Origin of the sequence: Phyllobacterium sp. 22229 (assembly GCF_052056495.1) — a bacterium.
Taxonomy (GTDB): domain Bacteria; phylum Pseudomonadota; class Alphaproteobacteria; order Rhizobiales; family Rhizobiaceae; genus Phyllobacterium; species Phyllobacterium myrsinacearum.
In genome coordinates this window covers 94,837-116,409 of the sequence record NZ_JBQEPA010000004.1, presented here as the reverse complement: position 1 = coordinate 116,409, position 21,573 = coordinate 94,837, and the positions used below count along the sequence as shown (strand labels likewise).

Here is a 21,573-nt window from a genome sequence, read left to right as displayed (position 1 = left end):
CATCCCGTGGCATTATTTCTTCGGCAGGAACAGAATGGGGTAGCCGATGAGCCATCTCGCTCAATACCGCTTGACACCGCTCGAAAAGCCAGCTGCAAATACTCAGTGCTCTGCTGTCAAATGCGTTGCTGCAGGTTAAGACAATTTGATTGAATTGTTGATGCAACGGATAATAATTGGCTGGTAGGGTAAAACTAGAATATTCAAAGACGACAACATGACGCGACATTTCGGGGAATGTGCGGTGTTGGCTGGGGGTCGGGTAACGGTTCGTTGCTTTAGGCTGACAATTTTCTCTAACTGCTGAATGATCGACCATGTCATTAAACCGACTATCACATATCGATGGCCTGCGGGCCATCGCTGCGCTCTCTGTTCTGGTTCAACATATGTTCGGCGATCTACTGCGCAGCAGCGCTGCAGGACCAGGTCCTTTGTTCAGCTTCGCAAGCCAGTCGATCGACAATATCGACCTCGGACGCTTCGGCGTCGTTTTATTCTTTTTGATCAGCGGCTTCGTCGTCCCGTTCAGCATTCGCGGCGATCGGCCTCTCAAGAGATTTGCGATATCGCGCTTGTTTCGGCTCTATCCGGCGCTATGGGTGGCGATCGCCGCACTCACGGTGCTGTACTGGAGTGACGGGAACACGCCGAGTCTTACGACAATCACCGCAAACTTGACGATGGCACCGACCTTGTTCGGCAAAACCTGGCTTTCCAGTATTTACTGGACATTGTTCATCGAGCTCGTGTTCTATTTCCTGGCAGCCGCATTGTTTGCAACCAGATTGCTCTTTGATTTTCGCGCGATCTTTGCGTTTGGACTTCTTCTCGTGGCATCGACAGTCTTGCCGATTTTAGCTCGGCTTCATTTCTCTGCCAACATTCCGGTCCAATATATCGGCTTGCATCTGTCATTCTTGTTCTGCGGATTGCTGCTGCGTCTGGCGATCGTGGAAAAGGTTCGATATGCCGGGCTGGCAGCGATCGGCCTGCTGTGTGTTCAGTTTGCTTCAATAGCGGCAATATCAGATTTTTCACTTGGGCGTGACGATGGTTTTGTCATCGCTGGGTTGCAACCGGTCCTGGGAGCCTATGCGCTTGCCGCTGTTGTTTTCATTGCTGCGGTCTGGAGCGCGCGACCAAATTTTGCGTTCCTTTCGTTCATCGGTCAGATTAGCTATTCGATATACCTGTTCCATTGGATCGTCTGTACGCTCGTCTACCGGGTTTTTCCGTTGACCGGGCAGTGGAGCGATCTGTTTGTTATGGGCCTGTGCGTTCTTCTTACGATTTTGGTCTCATGGGCCGTGTTTGTGGTCGTGGAAAAGCGGATGATCAATTTTGCAAAACGGTTGACAGCGGCAAGCAAGCCACTGCGCCCCGAGATGGTGATATGACGTTGAAACCAGCCAAGTACGCACCGATATCCGGTCAAGGCAGATAAGTTGGCGGGCCGGGCAGGTTAAGCGAACCCGCCCGGCCCACTCCCGCCAACAAAAGCGATGACGACCACTCTGGGAGAGATGCAGTATGCAAGTCTGACACTGCGTCCGGTCTTGGTCATCGCACGGCCTGCATTCAGATCCACGGCGATATCCTCATAGTCCAGCATGTAGTGATCGAGTGGATACGCAGCCTTGTACACGGCTTCCTTGGCCGAGAAGAGAAGGCGGCCGGCGAGGCTTGGCTCCACGGCATCCGTGACGTCGTCCGGGGTCGCGACGAGCGCAAGAATATCATCCGGCAGCGCTATGGCGGGTTCAACATCGATGCCGATCGAGCCGATACGAGCGGACAGAGGCGCGACCGCCGCTACGGCCATGTCCTCGTCATGGGCGAGGGAACCCGTTATCCCGTCAGGCCATACCGGCGCACCGGCTGACGAGCGCAGGATAGCAATGTCGTGCAGGCCAAGCTCCGCCAGCAACCCGTGTGCGACCCGCCGCGCGGCACCGCTGGCCCGTCGCCTGGCCGGGTGGTGCGATGGTATGGAGCGCGCTTCCCGGGGCAGCAGGAAAGCCTCATCCTCTTCACGGATGCTCCGGCATCCGACCCGGATGCCCGACGGTGCAATGCCGTTCATGGCTTCCAGGAGGATCATTTCTGCTGATGGGTTTGCGGGATCGTGGGAAGGTCGTGTCACGGGTGATCCGTCTGCACCGGCAGAACCAGATTGGCGATCATTTCTCCGTCTTCGTCCAGCCCGTCCTCGACGAAGCCTGCGGCGCGATAAAGATGCCGTGCCCCTTCGTTTTCCGGTTCATAGCAGATCGAAACCTGGCGCACATGGCCGAGACTTCTGATCTCCTCCAGCACGTGACGCAGGGCAGCTTTGCCATAGCCTTGGCCCTGGTGGGCGCGATCGATCATAAAGCGGTAGATCATCGCCTCGTCATCATCTGCGGGCGCCTCGTACATCAGGAAACCGACGACGCGGTCCCCTGCCATCACGGCGCGTGGCCGCGCATCCGCGTCGAGAGCGGCCTCATCCAGGGATTCCGTATTGCTGGCGACAAAATCCAACTGATCGGGAGCGAGTTCAAGCGCCGTGACCGAAGCCTTCAAGGCCCCGGTCACAGGTGCAAGATGGATGTCCACGGCCTTCCCCTGATGGTCTGTCACGATGCGGTCTCCGGCACGGGCACCCGGGATGCAAGCATCCCGGAAGCGTTTTGCAGTTCAACAATCCACGCCGCAGGCCCGGGGGTCAAGCGCCCGTCTTGATGCCGCCGTTCAGAACCGGAGTGACAAACCGATGCAGCTTGGCCGGGTTGCCGCGCCATATGGAATTCGGCTCCAGCACTTCGCCCTTCATGACGAACGAATCCGCATCCACCACCGACCCGTTGCCCATCACGACGCCGTAATGGACAAAGGCGGCAGGTCCGAGGGTGCAACCCTTGCCAATGCGGATGAAATCGGACTTGAATGCACCTTCTTCGAGCGAATGAGCCTGGATGACACAACCTTCATTGAGCGTCGCATCATCGCCGATTTCCACCAGCGAACGTTCGGTCAGATTGCTGCCGCCGTCATAAACCCTCCGGCCCACCTTGACGCCCAGCAGGCGCAGGATCATTGGCCGGAATGGGGTGCCGGCGAACAGCCGGGTGATGGGCGAGTCCGACAGCTTCCAGTGGCGTTCGTGATGCCAGAAAGTTACATCGTAGATCGTTGTCATCTGCGGCTTCAGCTTGCCAAAGGCGAGGCTTGCCCGTTCCACCAGGATGTAGAAGGGGATGGTGATGGCCGATGTCAGGAGCACGGCAACGAAAAGTGCCGTCTGCGCCCATTCGGTGTAGTAGTTGAGCGCGCGGTCCCAGATCACCAATGTGGCGAACAGCATGACCCATTGGACGGCGAGGAACAGCAGCGCCGTCATCGCATTGTAGCGGTTCTTGAGTTTAAGGCGTCGGCGCCGGTCCTCTTCGCTGATCCCCGCGATAAGTTCCTTGTCGCGGTTGACCATGCGGGGGATCTCAAAGGATGGCGAGCCGAGAAGGCCCACATTTTCGCGGACCGGGCCGTCAATGGGGATCATGACCTTCGTGCCGAGCAGGCAGTTCTCGCCCGTCTGCCCGTCCGGCGGGTAGTAGATATTGTTGCCCAGATAATTGCGCTCGCCGATCTTCGTATGTTCAAGCCTGAAAGCGGAGGCGGACTTGTGCATGTTGATCATGAAAAGCCCGTCGGACACCATGGTTTGACTGCCGATCTCGCACAGAAGCGGATTTTCGTGCTGCTGATTGCTGCCGAAATTCGAACCGGTCTGCACCACCTTGTTGAGATTCCAGCCGACCGCCCGGATGTAATGGACGATTGCGGAGCTGTCGCCGCACAGGAGATTGAGCACGCGGGAATTGCTGGCGAATTCGACAACCGTCTGCAGCCAGTAACGGAACCCGTAAAGGGTATAGGTGCGGCCGGTTTTCAGCACCAGCCTCAGAAGGCGCGGTACCAGTGTTGCGGCCAGAAAAGCCACGGCGATATATCCGAACAGCGTGACTGTGGTGCCGATGGCGACAATGCCGATGGTTTCCTGGTAGTCGTCGCTGACATTCTGCCAATAGCTGTGGAACAGCAGCGGGATGGGGGTGACGAGGGTAAACAAGACCACCAGTTGCGCGGCTTCAAAGAGGAAGCGCCGGATCTTGGACGGATTGACATTGCGAACCTTGCAGTAATCAGCCGTCGTCGGCACGGCTGGCGAACCATGCCAGTGTGCGCCGTCGGGAATGCTCTGCCCGCGCTGAAGCGAGGAAGAGTGGCCAAGCTGGGCGCGGTCACCCATCTTCGTGTCGATATCGAGGGTGCAGCCCACGCCGACAAATGCATCATGGCCAATCGTCAGCGATCCGGTTTGGATGTAACCGGCCTGGGCGCGATAACCAAGGATCATGGATTCCTTGCGCAGGATCGTGTTGTCACCGATGGATATCAAGTCCGTGCACACGGGAATGGTGCGGCATTCAATGACGGTGTTCCGCCCGAGTTTGGCACCCAGCAATTGCAGGTAGAGATTGTAGAGCGGGCTGCCGCGGAACAGGACCACCGGTGCGGTGCGGATCAGCGTCTGAAGGACCCAGAACCGGTAATAGCGCCAGCCCCAGATGGGAAACGCTTCGGGTTTCCAACGGCCCACAAGCACCCATTTCGCAATGATGGCCACGCCCGACATGCCAAAGAAAATGCCGCCGGACAGCAGAACACACCGCAGATACAGCTGCAGCGGCTCATCGAGCTTTTCGTAGGTCCAGTTGAGGCCGCGGTCCAGCGCCCACAGGCCAAAATAGCTGTAGAGACCGTAGAAGAGCAGTTGCGCCGCGCCGCACGCCCAGTAGGCGAAGTTCGATGCGCGATGCGTAGGAACTGGCTCATTGATCGCCGTTGTTCTCTCTTCGGGTATGCGCAGATGCTCTGCAAGGCGGGCCACGGTGGGATAGAGATAGATGTCCCGCATGGACGTCGTTGCCCATTCCTTTCTGGTGCGCACGCGCGCGCAGAAGCGGGCCATGAGCAGGGAATTGGCGCCCAGATCGTCGAAGAAGTTGTCCTCCACGGACACCTCATCGAACTTCAGCACGTCGGCCAGCACATCGGCCAGAAAGCGCTCATCATCGTTGCTTGGCGGGGTGATCGTCCGCTCGGCGGACAAGCGCACGCTTGTCGGCTTGGGAAGCTGGCGCAGGTCCACCTTGTTTGAGACGGTCATCGGGATGGCGGCCAGCTCTTCCAGATAGGACGGCACCATGTAGTCGGGCAGGCGCCGTTTCAGCTCTCCGGCAATGTCGGCGCGGGAGATCGGCGGCATGCCGCTCTTGGGGGCATAATAGGCAACGAGTTCGACACGGCCGGGTTCAATTTCCCAGGTCGTGACGGCGGCCTGGGCGATTGCGGGCTGCTCCAGCAGCACGGTTTCGATTTCTCCGAGTTCGATGCGGTAGCCGCGGATTTTGACCTGGGTGTCGATGCGCCCGTGATATTCAATCTCGCCCTCATCATTGATCCGGCCAAGATCGCCCGTCCGGTAGATGCGCTTTGAAGGATTGTTTGGCAGATCGAGAAAATCGGGGATGAATTTCTGTTCCGTCAGGTCCGGCCGGTTGAGATAGCCCACGGCAAGGCCGATGCCTGCAATGCCGATTTCTCCGAGTTCACCGGGCTCGGTCAGTGCCGACACCGAGGGGTCGATCACGACAATGGAGTAGGTGGGCAGCGGCGCGCCGATTGTCACCGGCCTGTCGGGCGTGAGCAGGCCCATCGTTGCGGTGACGGTGGCTTCGGTAGGGCCATAGGTATTGAGGATTTGCCGTCCGGGCTTCGACCAGCGCACCACCAGATTGTGCGAACATGCTTCGCCGCCCACCAGCAGCGCCCGCAGGCTTGGCACATCGCTCTCGATGGAGGAAAGCAGGGTCGGGCTGCAGGCCATGCATGTCACGTCATTCGCCCGGAGAAAATCAGCCAGTTCCTCGCCGACCAATGTCAGCGGTCCCGGCGCGGGCACCACCGTCGCGCCGGCGGCGAAGGGCACCCAGATCTCTTCGGCGGAAAAGTCGAAGGCGATGGTCATGCCCTGGTAGACGCGGTCGGTTGGCCGGTAGCCATAGGATGCGGCGGCGACCCGGACGAAATTGCAGATGCTCTGATGGGTGATGGCCACGCCCTTGGGCCTGCCGGTCGTGCCTGAGGTGTAGAGGATATAGCAGATGTCCTCGGCCGTGGCGGCAGCAGGGTTCAGCGGCAACGGCTTGTCCGACATTGCGTTGATTTCGGCAGCGGCCCCGTCAATCAGCACATGGGGAACCGGCAACTGCCCGACGCGGGATGTGTAGGCTGTAATGGTGATGATCAGCCCGACATTGGCATCTTCGATGATGAGTTTCATCCGCTCTTCAGGAAAGGCGGTGGCGAGAGGCACGAACGCCGCACCTGCCTTCATCACGGCAAGCAGTGCAACATAGGTCTCGGCGGAACGGTCGAGCAGGAGGCCAACACGGTCGCCAGGCTGCACCCCCCGGTCTGCCAGGAGACGGGCGAACTGATTGGCACGCCTGTTCAGTTCGCGATAGGTCCAGACACGTCCTTCCGAGATAACCGCCGGCGACGCATCATAGGTTTGCGCGAGTTGTTCGAAGAAGCGGTCGAGCCGTTCGCCCGGCTGTCCTGCCTGAGCAAAGTCAGCACCCGTCAAAATCTGCGGGCGCGGAATCGGTCCGGAACCGGAGGCGTTTTTTACAATGGCATCAATACTTCCGAAGCCAGTCCCCGCTACGGGCTGGTTACTCGAATTTTCCGCCGCGCCCCTGTCGCGTCCGGCACCGTCAACTCCGTGGTCCATTTCCATACTCTCTCGTCGTAGGTCGAGCATCGCCGGGCTTATGCCCGCACAAAACACCGTGCTGCCTCTTCAGCAAGCACGGTCTATCGGCTGATTATGCGCGGTAGCTGCAATTGACCTCTCAGTCATGGACGGCGGAATAGCCTAAGCTTCCATAAAAGAAAAGCCCACAACTCTAACTTGGTTTTGCTTTGAACCCCCGTCCTCTGCCCATTTCAGGTGTGACGATATCATATAACATCAAGATCAAGAACGTTATTGATAATATAACTGTCAGATAAATATTTTGAAGATTCGTAAACCGAAAGTATTTTCCCGATGTCTCCGTGGAAAGAGGTGCGGGCTGCAAGCAGGAACCGGCCGGCAGGAGAAAAGCGGGTTGCGGCTATCGGCCCTTATTCCATGTTCAATATCAGAGGCCCACTTTTCGACAGATAGCTCGTCCAATTATTGCTGACAGAAGGACGAAGCCAGCAGAAGAGATCATCCGGATGAAGAATATTGTTCAAGCTCCAGCTTTTTCGGGCGTCTTCAGAGTGGCGTTAGGTGCGACTGGGCAGGCACAAGATTTTTCGCTGAGTGCTCTTGCCGCCACAAATGACGCATGGGCGGCATAGCGGAAGTTCTGCTTTGATCCCCGTGCCGGTACAGTCATGGTCAAATTCTCGTCTCGGGAGTGAGAGTTCGGCCTTATAGCCGCCCGAAAATGATGTCCAGCCGCAACGCTTAATGCATCGGCAGCAATTCCCGCCTATTGTCGGGTGTGAATCAAGCAAGGGTTGAATGATGCGTCTGAGCGATTGCCACAATTTCCACGATTTCAGAATGTTGGCCAAGCGGCGGCTGCCGGGGCCAATTTTTGACTACATCGATGGGGCAGCCGATGACGAGGTCACCTATCGCCGGAATACGGAAAGTTTTGACCATTGCGATCTCATTCCCAACGTGCTGCGCGGGGTCAAGAGCGTCGATACCTCCGTTGTCGTCATGGGACAAAAGCTTGCAGTACCCTTCTATTGCTCCCCGACCGCCTTGCAGCGGCTGTTTCATCACCAGGGCGAACATGCGGTTGCGGCGGCGGCGGCCAGGCACGGTACGATGTTTGGTGTTTCGTCGCTGGGTACGGTCAGCCTCGAGAAGCTGCGCAAGTCCTATAGCGGACCGCAAGTCTATCAGTTCTACTTTCACAAGGACCGCGGGCTGAACCGGGCGATGATGCAGCGGGCGAAGGATGCGGGCGTCGAGGTGATGATGCTGACCGTCGACAGCATTACGGGGGGTAACCGCGAGCGCGATTTGCGCACCGGGTTTTCCATTCCGTTCAGGCTCAATCTTGCCGGCATGCTGCAATTTGCCATCAAGCCGCAATGGGCATTGAATTATCTCACCCATGAGCGCTTCAGCCTGCCGCAGCTTGAAGAACACGTGGATATGGGCAGCGGCGCCATGTCGATCAGCCGGTATTTCACGGAGATGCTCGATCCCTCAATGACCTGGGACGATGTGGCCGAGATGGTGAAGCATTGGTCAGGACAGTTCTGCCTGAAGGGTATCATGTCGGTGGCGGATGCCAGGCGTGCGGTCGATATCGGCTGCACGGGTATCATTCTGTCCAATCATGGTGGCCGGCAGCTCGACGGATCGCGCGCGGCGTTTGATCAACTGGCCGAGATCGTGGATGCCGTAGGTGACAAAATCGATGTGATCATGGACGGCGGAATCCAGCGCGGAACGCACGTGCTCAAGGCCTTGTCGATGGGGGCCAAGGCGGTGGGGATTGGGCGCTATTATCTTTATCCCCTTGCCGCTGCCGGTCAGGCGGGCGTCGACCGGGCGCTGGATCAACTCAAGATCGAGATAGAACGGGGAATGAAGCTTATGGGCTGCACCTCGGTCGATCAACTGACCCGGGAGAATATCAAGCTGCGATAGACCGGGAAACTTGGCTTAGGGGGGTACCTCATTGCAGTGCGCCGCCTTTGGCGCGGCCCAGCCGCCGACGGGCCGCATCGCTTGCACGGTAGATGAACGATGCCGGTGCCGGCAGCGTACGGCGCATGAAGGCGACCTTCTTCAGATAGCGGTCTATCTTCCAGGTTGCCCATGTTCCGCCGCTGAAGTAGGCAATGTCTCCGGCACGCAAGGTGCGGGTACCGCCTTCGGCATCGGTGACCTGCACTTCACCTTCGAGAATGTAGACGGTTTCGTCCCAACCGAAGTACCAGCGGAAGGTCCCGGCCGTGCAATCCCATATCGCGGTGTAGGCTGCCCGGTCGCGGCTTGCGGATTGTTCGCGGGCGCGCGCCTGCGGGTTACCCTCCAATATCCAGTCTGGATTGATGGGGGCAGGGTTCAACTGCATATCGAGGGCGTTGTCCGATACGAGACAAGAGCGGCGCGGTCCTGCGAAAACGTTCGGTACCGTCCGTGTCATGGCAAGTACGGCACTTGCCAGCATAAGTCTCCACGCCATTGCTTTCCCCCTTCAGAATGGACTTCATGCATAAAGCCCATTCGTCAGAATTAGGTTAAACCCGGGATGCAAATTGCATGCAATCGGTGCAACAGACAGATGCGCTTAACCGGCACGCGCCGTCACCCAGTTGTGCCATTCCTCTTCACTGCCATGGAACACGTTGAGATCAATCCGGCCGCTGACCCCGTGGGAAAGGCCCGAACCGGAATACTGCCAGAACAGCCAGCGCCGGCCGGGATAAACCTTGGAGGGATGAGCGGCGACCGCGCGCAACCAGAAGGGATAATCGGCAAGCTCGCCCCTCAGATTGTCCCGATAAAAATCAGGAGCGGTGTAGATGATCGGCCGCTGGCCATAATGTTTCTCCAGCTTGTCCATGAAGACCTGCATCTTTTCCAGTACCTGCGCGCGGGAAGGGCGCCGCTTGCAGCTCGACTCGCCATTCCATTCCACGTCAATCGCAGGGGGAAGCGCGCCGGGTTCCCGGGGAACATTGCGGATGAACCAGTCAGCCTGCTCGCCTGCGGTGCGGCACCAATAGAAGAAGTGATAGGCACCCCGCTTCAGGCCGGCTTCCTTGGCCTTGCGCCAGTTGGTCTTGAACATGGGGTCGATATGATCGCCGCCATCGGTGGCTTTGATGTAAGCGAAATTGGCGCCTTGCGTACGCAGGTTCGCCCAATCTACGTCACCCTGCCAGCGGGACACGTCAACCCCGTGTACGGCAAGTTTTTTCGGCGATGCGGGGCCGAAATTGATGGGTTTGGCGTCGCGGAAACGGCGGCTGTAGATCTGCATTCGGGTCTGCGGCGCAGCCTTGACCATGGGATCCGCGGGAGCAGTCTGGGGGACCGGCCTTTCCGTTGGGGCGGCCATGACGGGGGATGGTGCCGGAGGCAGGATAGCGGCCGATTCCGGGACAGGTCCGGCCCAGGCCAATATTTCCTGCTGGGGTACCGGCGAAGGGGGAATGGTTGCCATGGCGATGCGCTTCACTGAACGGCTTGGCCGGACAACCGAACTGGTCATTTCCTGCGAAGGCCGTTGCGCCAGCACATCGTCCACGCCCGAACTGGATTGGCAGTTCGTCAGGACGAGGCACGAAAACATGATTGTCAGCACACACGAAACACGCATAGGCACCCGTACTCGAAATAACTGTCGATGGCGCGAACGAGGCCAATCGGTTTCACTGCTGCAATTGCTAACAGGAAATTACCAAGAAAGACTGAATCCCGATTTTAACCATAAGGTGCGGTAAACCATGCCGCCCAGGTCTTAGCGTGCAAGACCTGGGAGCGGGAAAACTTTGTCGTGCGTACCGACGAAGACATCGCCGTTGCTGGTGACCCAGCCGCGGAACATACCGTCGGTATTGTATGGCGCGACGATGGAGCCGTCGGCCCCGACGGCAACCAGCCCGGCGCCTGCATTGTGCCGTTTGAGGTCTTCGTGAATGACCCTGTCCGAAGCGGTTTTGAGGTCTTCGCCGAGATAGGCCATCCGGCTTGCGATCTCATGGCCGACGACATGACGGATGAACACCTCGCCCTTGCCGGTTCCCGATACGGCGCAGACGCCGTCGCGTGCATAGGTGCCTGCGCCGATGATCGGGGAATCGCCGATACGGCCATCGGGTTTGTTGTTGTAGCCGCCCGTTGACGTCGCCGCGGCGAGATGACCGGCGGCATCAAGCGCAACCGCGCCGACCGTACCGTGTTTCTCCGCCTCCTTCGCCAATGCGGACGTGCCCCGGGCCACGTGGGCTTTCATGGCGGCAAGAGCAATGAGGCGGCGTTCGGTCGTGAAATAGGTTTGCGGTTCCGTAGCCAGTCCAGCCACTTCAGCGAAGCGATCGGCCGCCGGTCCGTTCAAGAGAACAGCATCGCCCTTTTCCATGACCGCACGCGCAGCCTTGATGGGATTGCGGATAGCCCTGCTGGCGCAGACCGCACCGGCTGCCAGGCTGGAGCCGTCCATGATGGATGCATCCAGTTCGTGGATACCGTGTTCGTTGAGCGCGGCGCCATATCCTGCATTGAAATGCGGGCTGTCCTCCATCACCACCACCGCAGCTTCCACTGCGTCGAGCGAGGAACCGCCGGAACTCAGAATTGCCCAGCCGGCTTTCAGTGCCGATACCAGATCGGCGCGGGCCCCGGCCCATTCAGCCTCGCTCAGATCAAGTTTGGCCATCACGCCGCAACCGCCGTGAATGGCCAGAGCTATGTTCGTCATGTCTGTCTTTCCTGCCTGTGAAACAACAAAAGGGCCGGATCTGTATCCGGCCCTTTCACGTCGATGCTTACTGCTGTGCCGGACGGATATTCATCGCGAGGGTGTCCTCATCAGCCCGGGGTGTCAGGACGACCTTGGCTTTCTTCACGGCCCAGGCGCTGAGCTGGGTTGCCAGAGGCAGGTCAGGGCGATCCGTTGCAACGAGATTATTGGCTTTCTCCAGGAGCACGCGGCGCTTGTCCGTATCCATCTCCGCTCCGGCGTCTTCAATCAGCTTGTCCATCTGCGGATTGGCATATCCGCGGACATTGAATGCGCCGAGCGATTTTGCCGTGTCATGGGCGTGCATCAGCGACGAAAGCATGTAGTTTGCTTCGCCTGTCAACGTGCCCCAGCTGGCCATATAGAGTGAATACTCGCCCCGGGTCTTTGCCGGGTTGAACACGGTCGCCGGTACCCCATTGACCTCGGCCGTGATGCCAATTGCCGCCAGCATCTGCGCAACCGTCGGCCCGAGCTCGTTTGGCATGCGATCATTGGCATAGCTGAGCGTGATCTTGAAGCCGTTGGGATAACCCGCGTCCTTCAGCAATTCCTTGGCGCGCTTCAGATCGAAAGCCGGAGCCTGGAGCGATTTGTCGTAGCCGAAGATATTGGATGTGACCAACTGGGTCGGCACGACAGCCATGCCCTCCAGGGCGAATTCGACGATGGTTTGGCGGTCCAGTGCAAGGTCGATGGCTTCGCGCACACGCGGGTCGAGCAGGGGATTCTTGTCAAGCTTCGCTCCGCTCTTGTCGAAGACCTGCGGGCTTTTCTCGCGGAAATCGAACTCGAGATAGCTGATATAGATGCTCTCGTTCTTGACCACGGCAAGCGATGCATCCCGTTCAAGCACCGGGACATCCGCCGCGGGCACTTTCGAGATCACATCGACCTGTCCTGCCTTCAACTGGGCAACACGCGCCGCATCATTGGGGATTTCCTTGCGGATGACGCGATCCCACGGCTGAGCTCCGCCCCAATAGCCGTCGAAGCGCTGGAGAACCAGATCCTGTGTCGGAGCCCAGGAAACGAACTTGTAAGGGCCGGTGCCGATGGTTGCCTTGCCTGAATTGAAGCCTTCCGCCGCGGTTTCCTGCGTTGAGTAGTTGGCGGCTGCCGTGTGCGAGGTGATGAACAGACGCACAAAATCATTCGGCAGAGTGGGCGCGGGGCCTTCCGTCTTGACACGCACGGTGAATGGATCGGCTACCTCCACCGATTTGACCCGGCGCACGAAGATTGTCGCAGGGTTGGGGCCGGTGACATGGGGGATACGCTCGATGGAGAATTTTACGTCTTCCGCGGTGAAGTCCGATCCATCGTGAAACTTGACGCCCTGACGCAGCTTGAATTCCCAGGTTGTCTGATCGATGGCCGTCCAGCTGAGTGCGAGCGATGGCTCCAGCTCGAGATTGTTGCCCGAGCGGATGAGCGTATCGAAAATATGCTTGGTTGCTTCCGCGTTGGCTGCGGTGGCTGTGAAATGCGGATCCATCGAGGCCGGACCGGCCTTGATCGCCATGACAAGGTCGGCGGCGATGGCATGGCCTGTACCCAGCAGGAGCGCGGTTCCCAATAAGAGGGCTCTCAGTCTTCTTTGCATTGTTGTTCCCTATTCCAGAGGTTGCTTCTTATTCTTCGAATGCGGTTGCGTCGGAAGAAATCGTGTCCGGCCAGCCGCGCGAAGCGATGACCATTTTGGCGAGGATGTCGGACAGCATCATGCGCTCGGCGGGGCTGAGCGCCTCCAGCATCATGCGTTCCCGGTCGATCATGGGTGCCATCTTGGCCTCGACAATCGCGCGGCCTTCCTGCGTCAGGCACAGAACGACGCGGCGAAGATCTCCCTGATCGTCCTCGCGCCGGACCAGTTTGAGGCGGTCGAGTTTCTTGGTTGCGCGGCTCAACGTGTTCTTAGGAAAGCCGGAGCCGGCCACCACTTCCGAAAGCGTTGTTCGGTCCCGCAGAAACAGTGAATACAGCACGACGAATTCGGGGCGCAGCAGGTCATGATCCGCGTTGATCGTGCCGTATACGGGGTTGTTGTAGTGCAGTGCCAGATAGTTGATACGGAAGGAAAGCCAGCAGGGGTTCGACCACAGCTTTGCGTAAAGAATATCGCTTTCCGCGATGTTGTCATTCGGCGCCGTCGTGCGTCCGGCACGGCCCTCCAGCAGCGCGAGATCAATCAGGTTCTGCATGCGCGCTCCCCGCAATTAAGTTCCATTAGGGACAAAATATCTTGCTATCACTGGATGTCAAACGTAATTTTTGTACCATTTGGAACTTGTACACGCATGATCCTTGTGTTTATGCTTGGGGACGAAATCAGCAGGGGTAAGAGGTATGCGCATAAGTGCGATGAACTGGAGTCAGGTTGAGGAGCGCGTCCGCAGGGACGACCGGTGCATCCTGCCCATTGGCAGCGTGGAGCAGCACGCGCGGCTGAGTCTCGCGACCGACATGATCCTGGCGGAAAAAGTATCGGTCGATGCGGCTGAGCCGCTCGGCGTTCCGGTTTTCCCGGTCGTGCCCTATGGGCTTGCTTCAAGTTTCGCCGATTTTCCGGGAACCGTGTCGCTGAGCCTGCGCACCTATGTCGGCGTGATCGAGGACGTCCTTGATAGCCTTTACCATGGCGGTTTCCGCCGAATCCTCATTGTCAATGGCCATGGCGGTAATACTCCGGCAGGAACGGTTGTTTCCGAATGGCTCAACCGCAATCGTGATGCCAGTGTGAAAATGCACGATTGGTGGCGTGCGCCCAAGACCATGGGCAAGGTTCTTGAAATCGACAAGCGCGCATCGCATGCCTCCTGGATGGAAAATTTTCCCTGGACGCGCCTTCCGGGTGTCGCCCAGCCAGGCCATGCACAGGAGCGTGTTGATTTTGGCGCACTTGCCCGCGTCGGCGCCGGCGGCAAGCGGCAACAGCTGTCTCAGGGCGAGGGCAATTACCACGGACTGTTTGAACGGCCCGATGCGGACATGCTGGCGATCTGGGACGTCGCGGTGAAGGAAACGCGGGAAGAGCTGGAAAACGGCTGGCATTGATCGTTGTCATCGGCGGATGCAGGAAAATCCGCCGGTGACAGCCAATTCATACAAGCACGAATGTGCAGGGGAAGGTTAAGCGAATGGTTGCGTTCATTGTCAGGCGATTATGGCAGGCCGCATTGGTCATGCTCGTCATGTCATTGCTGGTCTTTCTGGGTGTTTTCGTCATCGGGAATCCGGTTGACGTACTCATCTCTCCGGATGCAACCCAGGATATCCGCAATCGCGTCATTGCGCAGTACGGCCTCGATCTGCCCATCTGGCAGCAGTATCTGCACTTCGCAAGCAACCTTCTGCATGGCGATCTGGGCCGTTCATTCGTTTACAACATGCCGGTTTCCCAGCTGATTGCCTCGCGCTTCCCCGCGACGATGGAGCTCGCGGTCATCGCTGTTCTCCTGGCAAGCCTTATCGGCATACCGCTCGGAATCTATGCGGGGTACAAGCCGGAAGGTTGGACCGCGAAGGTGATCATGGCGCTGTCCATTCTCGGCTTCTCGGTTCCCACCTTCTGGATCGGGCTTATGCTCATCATGGTCTTTGCCGTGCAACTGGGCATCATGCCGGCAGGCGGCCGGGGCGAGACGGTTTCTGTTTTCGGGATTCCCGTCAGCTTTCTGACATTCGATGGCATGCGCCACCTCATTCTGCCCGCCGTCAACCTGTCCCTGTTCAAGATGTCGATGATGATCCGGCTCGCGGCCTCGGGCACGCGGGAAGTCATGCTGACCGATACGATCAAGTTCGTCCGGGCGGCAGGCATCAATGAGTGGACGATCCTGCGCCGGCACGTGCTGCGGTTGATTTCCATTCCGCTCGTCACCGTATTCGGACTGGAACTGGGCTCGACCATTGCGTTCGCCGTCGTGACCGAGACGATCTATTCGTGGCCGGGTCTGGGAAAGCTGATCATTGACAGCATCACATCGCTGGACCGGCCGGTGATGGTGGCCTATCTCATGCTGGTTTCGCTCATGTTCATTACGATCAACCTGGTTGTCGACCTGGCCTATGCCGTCCTCGATCCGCGCATGCGCCATGGGGGTGGCAAATGAGCCTATCCGTCGAAAAAGGCCGTACCTCATCCGATTTCTGGGCAGAATTTGTCCGCCATCCCGTTGCTGTCATCGCTGCCGTCATACTGCTCGTTGTCATTGTGCTGGCTGTTTTCGCGCCGCTGATTGCGCCGCAGGACCCTTATGATCTTTCAAGCCTTGTGATGCGCGATGCACGCAGGGCACCGGGATATATCGGCACCGGCGGATACACCCACATTCTGGGGACCGACAGCCAGGGCCGCGACCTCTTTTCCGCCATCCTCTACGGCCTGCGCATTTCGCTGGAAATGGGCCTTCTTGCTGGCGCGATCGCGTTTTCAATCGGTGCACTGGTTGGCTGTACCGCCGCCTATGTGGGCGGCCGTTTTGAAGCCCTTGTGATGCGGCTGGTGGATCTGCAGCTTTCGTTCCCGGCGATCCTGCTCGCTTTCGTTGTGGCGGCACTCCTCGGGCAGGGCAAGGGGCAGCTGATTGTCGCGCTTGTCTTTTCGCAATATGCCTATTTCGTGCGAACAGCCCATGGCGCCGCGGCCGTTGAACGGAACAAGGACTATGTCGAGGCGGCGCTGTCTGTGCCCATGAGCGGCTGGTTTGTGGTGACGCGGCATATCCTGCCCAATGCGCTGCCGCCGCTCATTGTCGTGGCGACCGTTCAGGTGGCAAGCGCCATTTCGCTTGAAGCAACCTTGTCATTTCTTGGGGTCGGCCTGCCGCCCACCGAACCATCGCTCGGCATGCTGATTTCGGGCGGCTTCCAGTATCTTCTCTCCGGCCGGTACTGGATTTCCATCTATCCCGGCGTGGCGCTCATCGTCCTCATCATGGCAATCAACCTTGTCGGTGATCAGGTGCGGAGCCAGCTCAATCCGAGGTTGAAACGATGACCGCTCCCCTTCTCGAAGTGACGGATCTCTGCACCTATTTCGAGGCGCGGACGGGAACCGTGAAATCAGTCGACGGCATCTCGTTCCATCTGGAAAAGGGCGAGATACTGGGTCTGGTGGGCGAGTCAGGTTCGGGCAAGTCCATTACCGGCTTTTCCCTGATCGGTCTCATCGACAAGCCGGGTCGTATCGTCAGCGGCTCGATCAAACTCGACGGCCGCGAACTTGTTGGGCTGAGCGAGCCGGAATTGCGCAAGATCCGCGGCCGGGACATTGCCATGGTCTTCCAGGACCCGATGATGACACTCAATCCGGTCCTGACCATATTGGATCAGATGACCATGGCGCTGCAGGCGCATGAGCGGATCTCGGATGCCGATGCGCGCCTTCGCGCGGTTGAGGCGCTGCGAAAGGTTCGCATCGTCGACCCTGAACTGAAGGTGGATTTTTATCCGCACCAGTTCTCCGGCGGCATGCGCCAGCGCGTCGCCATAGCCATTGCATTGCTGCACCGGCCCAAAATTGTTATTGCCGACGAACCGACCACGGCGCTTGACGTGTCGGTCCAGGCGGAAATTCTCATTGAAGTAAAGTCGCTGGTTGCCGAGCTTGGCATTTCCATGATTTGGATCAGCCATGATCTGGCAACCGTGGCTTCCATCTCGAAGCGCATCGCCGTGATGAAGGCGGGCAAGATCGTGGAAACGGGCCTTGCCGCCGAGGTCCTGCGCACGCCAAGCCATCCCTATACGCAATCTCTGCTTGATGCATTGCCATCGCGGTCAAAGCCCGGCCAGCGGCTGGGTGCAGCTGTCAGCGATCTCGACGCCGGAAGCGCGGCACATTCCGTTGCCGCGACGGTCGCCGATCCGTCCTTCGTTGTGATGGCTGGGCTCGTCAAAGTGTTTGAACAAAAGCGTGGTTTCTGGGCGCGATTGGGCGAACGGATTGGTCTGGTCAAATCAAAGAAGCCGGTGCCTGCCGTTGAAAACGTCGATCTGACTATCGCCAAGGGAGAGGCGCTTGGATTGGTCGGTGAATCCGGTTCGGGCAAATCGACGCTCGGGCGCATTGTTTGCGGCATCTATCAGCCGACCGAAGGCAGGGTGACGCTGAACAACAGCCCGGTGATGTCCGCCGGTCCGCAGCCGAGAAAGCTGACGACCAATGTCCAGATGATCTTTCAGGATCCCTTTGCATCGCTTGACCCGCGCCGCACGATTGGGCAGTCCATCGCGGAAGGACCGATAGCGCATGGCCTCACCAGCAAGGCCGAAGCCCGTTCATATGTGGCGGAGTGGCTGAAGGCCGTCTCGCTCGACCCGGCATTCGCGGATCGCTATCCGCATCAATTCTCGGGCGGTCAGCGCCAGCGTATCGCCATCGCCCGCGCCCTGGCCATGCGTCCCGAGGTTATCGTCTGCGACGAACCGGTGGCCTCGCTCGACGTTTCCATCCAGGCGCAGATTCTCAACCTGCTTTTGCAGTTGCGCAAGGAACTGGGCCTGACGCTGCTGTTCATCAGCCACGACCTCTCTGTCGTGCGCCATCTGTGTGACCGGGTTGCCGTCATGTATCGCGGCAAGATCGTGGAGGTGGGGACAGCCGAGGAAATATTCGACGCCCCGCAGGAGCCCTATACGCGCGCGCTCCTCGATGCCATACCAAAGCTTGCCTGATACGCTCACGCATTGATTTGCCAGGGCAGCGTTTCAATGCGCCTTTGCCATCAAACGGCGCAAAGAAATGCTGGCAATCCGGACAGCTGATGATCCGCTATTTGACTTTTGTCAGATCACGTGAATATTGTCTAATCAACGATATTTTGTGAGGAACTTCAATGCCTGTCCGGTCTGCCGATCAGATAATCCATAAGGCCGCCTGGCTCTATTATACCCATGGTTTGCGGCAAGACGAGGTGGCCAAGCATCTTGATATTTCCCGCGCGTCCGTGGCGATGTATCTGCGCCGTGCGCGCGAAATTGGCATTGTCACCATCTCCACATCGACGGAATTGTTTTCCGATGACGTGCTTGCGCGTGAAACCGAGGATGCCCTTGATCTTGAAACCGTATGGATCATTCCGGAAGACAGGCAGGCTTTCAATCCATCGGTCGAAATGCCCGTGGTTGCTGCCGCAGCGTTCATAGAGCTGATCAACAAGGGTGATCGTGTCGGCGTGGCCTGGGGGCGGACGGTCTATCATATCGCCGACGTCATGCCTTACGCGGACCTGCAGGGCGTGGCGGTCGTGCAGCTCTGCGGCAATCTCGGGGCGCCGTATTCCTATCGCCCGGATCAATGCACGACCGAAATTGCCCGCCGGTTGAATGCGGAAGGCATCAATCTTTACGCGCCGCTCGTGCTCAGCTCTGAACGTCTGGCGGAGGAGCTGCGCCGGGAGCCGGTCGTGCGGGAGCAGCTATTGGCAATTACGGATTGTCAATTGGCGCTTTATTCCGTGGGCGGTATCGAAGATGACAGCCATCTGGTGAAATGCGGTGCGATCACCGCGGCGGAAATGCATGCACTCGGGCAGGCTGGCGCTGCGGGCGTGATTGCCGGGCAACTGATCGACGCAGACGGACAGTGGCTGGACTGCGCCCATAACCGGCGCTGCATTTCTGCAGACCTCGATTCCATCCGCAAAATTCCCAAAAGGATGCTCGTGGTTCAGGAGGACAGCAAGTACGAGCCGCTTGTGGCTGCCATCAAGGGCGGGTTCGCGTCCCATCTCATGGTTACGGCATCGATGGCGAAACGCCTGCTGAAGCGCGCCAAAGGCGCCGGGCTCAAACACACATAGGAACAGTTGGAAACATTGGCGGATCGCCTGACCGGTTGTCAGGCGGGGGGCCCATTTGCCGGACGGGAGGAGTTCGCATGAAAAATTTGTGGAATGACAAAGAGGCGGAAGACATGGCGGTGGCCTATGCCGCCAAGGGTATCAACCGCGATCTCGCATTGAGAACCTATACCACGCGGCTTCTTGGAAGCGTGCCGCAGTTGGTGTTGCATGGCGGCGGAAACACCTCCGTCAAAACCACGGTCAAGGATTTGATCGGTGACGAGTGGGACGTGCTCTGCGTGAAGGGGAGCGGCTGGGACATGGGTATTATCGAGCCGGCCGGCCTGCCGGCCGTCAAGATAGCCCCCCTGCTCAAGGCCCGCAAACTAAGCAAATTGTCGGACGAGGATATGGTCACTCTGCAACGGGCAAATCTGATTGATCCGGCTTCGCCAAACCCGTCGGTGGAAGCGCTGCTGCATGCCTTCATCCCGCATAAATTTGTGGATCACACCCACTCGACCGCAATTCTCGCCATCGCTGACCAGGCGGAGAGCCGGGCTCTCAGTGAGAAAATCTTTGGCAGCAAAATGGGCTTTGTGCCCTATGTGATGCCCGGCTTTGATCTGGCAAAGCGGGCCGCCGCAGTTTTTGATGCGGATCCCACCGTTGATGGTCTCATTCTCGACAAGCACGGCATTTTCACGTTTGGGGCGACGGCTCGGGAAGCCTACGATCGCATGATCCATTATGTCTCGCTGGCGGAGACCTATGTCCGCGACAAGGGACGGAATCCCTTCACACCGGCGGCGTTGCCGGAAACACTCGCCAAACCCGGTGATATCGCTGCTATCGTGCGCGGCGCCGTTGCCGTCAATCGCGGCGAAGGCAAGTTTGATCGCATGGTCAGCGAATTCCGCTCGTCGCCGGCGATCCTCGAGTTTGTCAATGCGACTGCCGTTCACGAGATGGCGCAGCGCGGCGTGTCGACCCCCGATTTATCCATACGCATCAAGACTGGCCCGATGGTGCTGCCGGCACCTGACGGCCGTGATCTTGATGCGTTCAAGGTGGCGGTGGAACGTTCCGTTGCGGCCTATGTCGCGGATTATACCGACTATTTCAAAACGAATGATCAGCGCAGCAGCGGAAAGCGGATCATGCTCGATCCAATGCCGCGGCTGACGCTGGTGCCGGGTCTCGGCATGTTCGGACACGGCCGCACGCTCAAGGACGCCAGAATTGCCGCGGATGTCGGGGAGATGTGGATCGAAGCGGCGCGGGATGCGGAATCGATCGGGCGGTTTGAACCGGTGAGCCGGCCTGATTTGTTTGATCTGGAATACTGGTCGCTGGAGCAGGCCAAGCTTGCCAGCGCGAAGGCAAAGCCGCTCACGGGCCAGGTGGCCCTGGTGACGGGCGGAGCGGGCGCCATCGGGGCCGCAACAGCCAAGCTGTTCGCCCAGCAGGGCGCCCACGTCGCCGTGCTCGATCTCGACGCGGCAAAGGCAGAGGCCGTCGCCCGGTCCGCTGGCAATGATTCCATCGGTCTGGCCTGCGATGTGACCAATCCCGTGTCCGTCCGTGCGGCGTTCGAAGCTGTCATTGCTGCCTATGGCGGCGTTGATATCGTTGTTTCCAATGCGGGAGCCGCATGGGAAAGCCCGATCGCAACCCTTGACGATGATTTGCTGCGCAGGAGTTTCGAACTCAACTTTTTTGCGCACCAGACCGTGGCGCAATGTGCTGTACGCATCATGAAACAACAGCGGACCGGCGGCGCCCTTCTGTTCAATGCCAGCAAGCAGGCCGTCAATCCGGGTGCCAAATTTGGTGCCTATGGCCTGCCCAAGGCCGCGACCCTCTTCCTGTCGCGCCAGTATGCCCTGGAACATGGTGCGGACGGCATACGCTCCAACGCAGTCAATGCAGACCGCATCCGGTCCGGCCTGTTGAACGACGAGATGATTGCGAACCGTTCGGCGTCCCGCGGACTTTCGACCAGGGAATACATGGCTGGCAATTTGCTCGGGCTGGAAGTCACCGCCGATGACGTGGCTCAGGCGTTTTTGCACCATGCACTGGCGGAGCGGACAACAGCCGATGTGACGACCGTTGATGGCGGGAATATTGCCGCGGCTCTGCGCTGATTAAGGTGTGCTACAACAAAAAGGCGGCCTTTC

16 protein-coding genes are annotated in these 21,573 nt (G+C 58.7%); 8 read left to right on the top strand and 8 right to left on the bottom strand.

The genetic code is table 11. The annotated features are described in order from the left end of the window. Positions 1 to 317: 317 nt before the first annotated feature. Positions 318 to 1,400: an acyltransferase family protein gene (locus tag ACTJJ7_RS06135; RefSeq protein ID WP_130272426.1), complete on the top strand. Its 1,083-nt coding sequence runs from the start codon at positions 318 to 320 to the stop codon at positions 1,398 to 1,400. A gap of 65 nt (positions 1,401 to 1,465) precedes the next feature. Here the strand turns inward: ACTJJ7_RS06135 and ACTJJ7_RS06130 are convergent, their stop codons facing one another. The 3 genes from ACTJJ7_RS06130 to ACTJJ7_RS06120 form a co-directional block, all read right to left on the bottom strand. Further along, the gene (locus ACTJJ7_RS06130; protein WP_440966011.1) at positions 1,466 to 2,146 is read right to left on the bottom strand and encodes a 4'-phosphopantetheinyl transferase family protein; all 681 of its coding nucleotides are present in this window, start codon (positions 2,144 to 2,146) and stop codon (positions 1,466 to 1,468) included. Next, positions 2,143 to 2,625, bottom strand: coding sequence for a GNAT family N-acetyltransferase (locus ACTJJ7_RS06125; RefSeq protein ID WP_245421134.1), 483 nt, complete (start codon positions 2,623 to 2,625; stop codon positions 2,143 to 2,145). Before ACTJJ7_RS06125 ends, ACTJJ7_RS06130 begins: the two co-directional genes overlap by 4 nt. Positions 2,626 to 2,710: 85 nt before the next feature. Next, positions 2,711 to 6,850: a Pls/PosA family non-ribosomal peptide synthetase gene (locus tag ACTJJ7_RS06120; RefSeq protein ID WP_440966009.1), complete on the bottom strand. Its 4,140-nt coding sequence runs from the start codon at positions 6,848 to 6,850 to the stop codon at positions 2,711 to 2,713. 780 nt (positions 6,851 to 7,630) lie between these two features. On the opposite strand from ACTJJ7_RS06120, the gene ACTJJ7_RS06115 reads away from it, so the two are divergent. Next, positions 7,631 to 8,776 (top strand): alpha-hydroxy acid oxidase, encoded by a 1,146-nt coding sequence (locus ACTJJ7_RS06115; protein ID WP_162800162.1) that lies wholly within the window; start codon positions 7,631 to 7,633, stop codon positions 8,774 to 8,776. A 28-nt stretch (positions 8,777 to 8,804) separates the two neighbouring features. Here the strand turns inward: ACTJJ7_RS06115 and ACTJJ7_RS06110 are convergent, their stop codons facing one another. From ACTJJ7_RS06110 to ACTJJ7_RS06090, 5 genes are all read right to left on the bottom strand, one after another. Beyond that, positions 8,805 to 9,317 (bottom strand): cupin domain-containing protein, encoded by a 513-nt coding sequence (locus tag ACTJJ7_RS06110; protein WP_105734909.1) that lies wholly within the window; start codon positions 9,315 to 9,317, stop codon positions 8,805 to 8,807. A 105-nt stretch (positions 9,318 to 9,422) separates the two neighbouring features. Next, entirely contained in the window at positions 9,423 to 10,457 is a 1,035-nt protein-coding gene (locus tag ACTJJ7_RS06105; RefSeq protein WP_105734910.1) for a glycoside hydrolase family 25 protein, read from the bottom strand. Positions 10,458 to 10,598: 141 nt separating this feature from the next. After that, positions 10,599 to 11,558, bottom strand: coding sequence for an isoaspartyl peptidase/L-asparaginase family protein (locus ACTJJ7_RS06100; protein WP_440966007.1), 960 nt, complete (start codon positions 11,556 to 11,558; stop codon positions 10,599 to 10,601). 67 nt (positions 11,559 to 11,625) lie between these two features. Then, the gene (locus ACTJJ7_RS06095; protein ID WP_130272418.1) at positions 11,626 to 13,206 is read right to left on the bottom strand and encodes an ABC transporter substrate-binding protein; all 1,581 of its coding nucleotides are present in this window, start codon (positions 13,204 to 13,206) and stop codon (positions 11,626 to 11,628) included. Between the two features lie 28 nt (positions 13,207 to 13,234). Next, positions 13,235 to 13,804: a MarR family winged helix-turn-helix transcriptional regulator gene (locus ACTJJ7_RS06090; protein ID WP_130272417.1), complete on the bottom strand. Its 570-nt coding sequence runs from the start codon at positions 13,802 to 13,804 to the stop codon at positions 13,235 to 13,237. 145 nt (positions 13,805 to 13,949) lie between these two features. On the opposite strand from ACTJJ7_RS06090, the gene ACTJJ7_RS06085 reads away from it, so the two are divergent. The 6 genes from ACTJJ7_RS06085 to ACTJJ7_RS06060 all read left to right on the top strand — a co-directional run bounded on the left by ACTJJ7_RS06085 (position 13,950) and on the right by ACTJJ7_RS06060 (position 21,540). Further along, entirely contained in the window at positions 13,950 to 14,657 is a 708-nt protein-coding gene (locus ACTJJ7_RS06085; protein ID WP_440966005.1) for a creatininase family protein, read from the top strand. 83 nt (positions 14,658 to 14,740) lie between these two features. Next, the gene (locus tag ACTJJ7_RS06080) at positions 14,741 to 15,715 is read left to right on the top strand and encodes an ABC transporter permease (protein WP_440966004.1); all 975 of its coding nucleotides are present in this window, start codon (positions 14,741 to 14,743) and stop codon (positions 15,713 to 15,715) included. Beyond that, a complete protein-coding gene (locus ACTJJ7_RS06075; protein WP_440966002.1) occupies positions 15,712 to 16,602 on the top strand; it encodes an ABC transporter permease in 891 nt (296 codons plus the stop codon). The genes ACTJJ7_RS06080 and ACTJJ7_RS06075 overlap by 4 nt, the downstream gene beginning before the upstream one ends. Continuing rightward, entirely contained in the window at positions 16,599 to 18,281 is a 1,683-nt protein-coding gene (locus ACTJJ7_RS06070; protein WP_440966000.1) for a dipeptide ABC transporter ATP-binding protein, read from the top strand. Before ACTJJ7_RS06075 ends, ACTJJ7_RS06070 begins: the two co-directional genes overlap by 4 nt. Positions 18,282 to 18,442: 161 nt before the next feature. Beyond that, positions 18,443 to 19,408: a sugar-binding transcriptional regulator gene (locus ACTJJ7_RS06065; RefSeq protein ID WP_105734918.1), complete on the top strand. Its 966-nt coding sequence runs from the start codon at positions 18,443 to 18,445 to the stop codon at positions 19,406 to 19,408. A gap of 77 nt (positions 19,409 to 19,485) precedes the next feature. After that, positions 19,486 to 21,540, top strand: a complete 2,055-nt coding sequence (locus ACTJJ7_RS06060) for a bifunctional aldolase/short-chain dehydrogenase (RefSeq protein WP_440965998.1) — start codon at positions 19,486 to 19,488, stop codon at positions 21,538 to 21,540. The last annotated feature ends 33 nt before the right edge of the window (positions 21,541 to 21,573 follow it).

What these genes read in the sequence shown, in the direction of transcription:
- ACTJJ7_RS06135 (WP_130272426.1), top strand. Translation starts at nt 318, where the DNA reads ATGTCATTAAACCGACTATCACATATCGATGGCCTGCGGGCCATCGCT.
- ACTJJ7_RS06120 (WP_440966009.1), bottom strand. Translation starts at nt 6,850, where the DNA reads ATGGAAATGGACCACGGAGTTGACGGTGCCGGACGCGACAGGGGCGCG.
- ACTJJ7_RS06115 (WP_162800162.1), top strand. Translation starts at nt 7,631, where the DNA reads ATGCGTCTGAGCGATTGCCACAATTTCCACGATTTCAGAATGTTGGCC.
- ACTJJ7_RS06110 (WP_105734909.1), bottom strand. Translation starts at nt 9,317, where the DNA reads ATGGCGTGGAGACTTATGCTGGCAAGTGCCGTACTTGCCATGACACGG.
- ACTJJ7_RS06105 (WP_105734910.1), bottom strand. Translation starts at nt 10,457, where the DNA reads ATGCGTGTTTCGTGTGTGCTGACAATCATGTTTTCGTGCCTCGTCCTG.
- ACTJJ7_RS06100 (WP_440966007.1), bottom strand. Translation starts at nt 11,558, where the DNA reads ATGACGAACATAGCTCTGGCCATTCACGGCGGTTGCGGCGTGATGGCC.
- ACTJJ7_RS06095 (WP_130272418.1), bottom strand. Translation starts at nt 13,206, where the DNA reads ATGCAAAGAAGACTGAGAGCCCTCTTATTGGGAACCGCGCTCCTGCTG.
- ACTJJ7_RS06090 (WP_130272417.1), bottom strand. Translation starts at nt 13,804, where the DNA reads ATGCAGAACCTGATTGATCTCGCGCTGCTGGAGGGCCGTGCCGGACGC.
- ACTJJ7_RS06085 (WP_440966005.1), top strand. Translation starts at nt 13,950, where the DNA reads ATGCGCATAAGTGCGATGAACTGGAGTCAGGTTGAGGAGCGCGTCCGC.
- ACTJJ7_RS06080 (WP_440966004.1), top strand. Translation starts at nt 14,741, where the DNA reads ATGGTTGCGTTCATTGTCAGGCGATTATGGCAGGCCGCATTGGTCATG.
- ACTJJ7_RS06075 (WP_440966002.1), top strand. Translation starts at nt 15,712, where the DNA reads ATGAGCCTATCCGTCGAAAAAGGCCGTACCTCATCCGATTTCTGGGCA.
- ACTJJ7_RS06070 (WP_440966000.1), top strand. Translation starts at nt 16,599, where the DNA reads ATGACCGCTCCCCTTCTCGAAGTGACGGATCTCTGCACCTATTTCGAG.
- ACTJJ7_RS06065 (WP_105734918.1), top strand. Translation starts at nt 18,443, where the DNA reads ATGCCTGTCCGGTCTGCCGATCAGATAATCCATAAGGCCGCCTGGCTC.
- ACTJJ7_RS06060 (WP_440965998.1), top strand. Translation starts at nt 19,486, where the DNA reads ATGAAAAATTTGTGGAATGACAAAGAGGCGGAAGACATGGCGGTGGCC.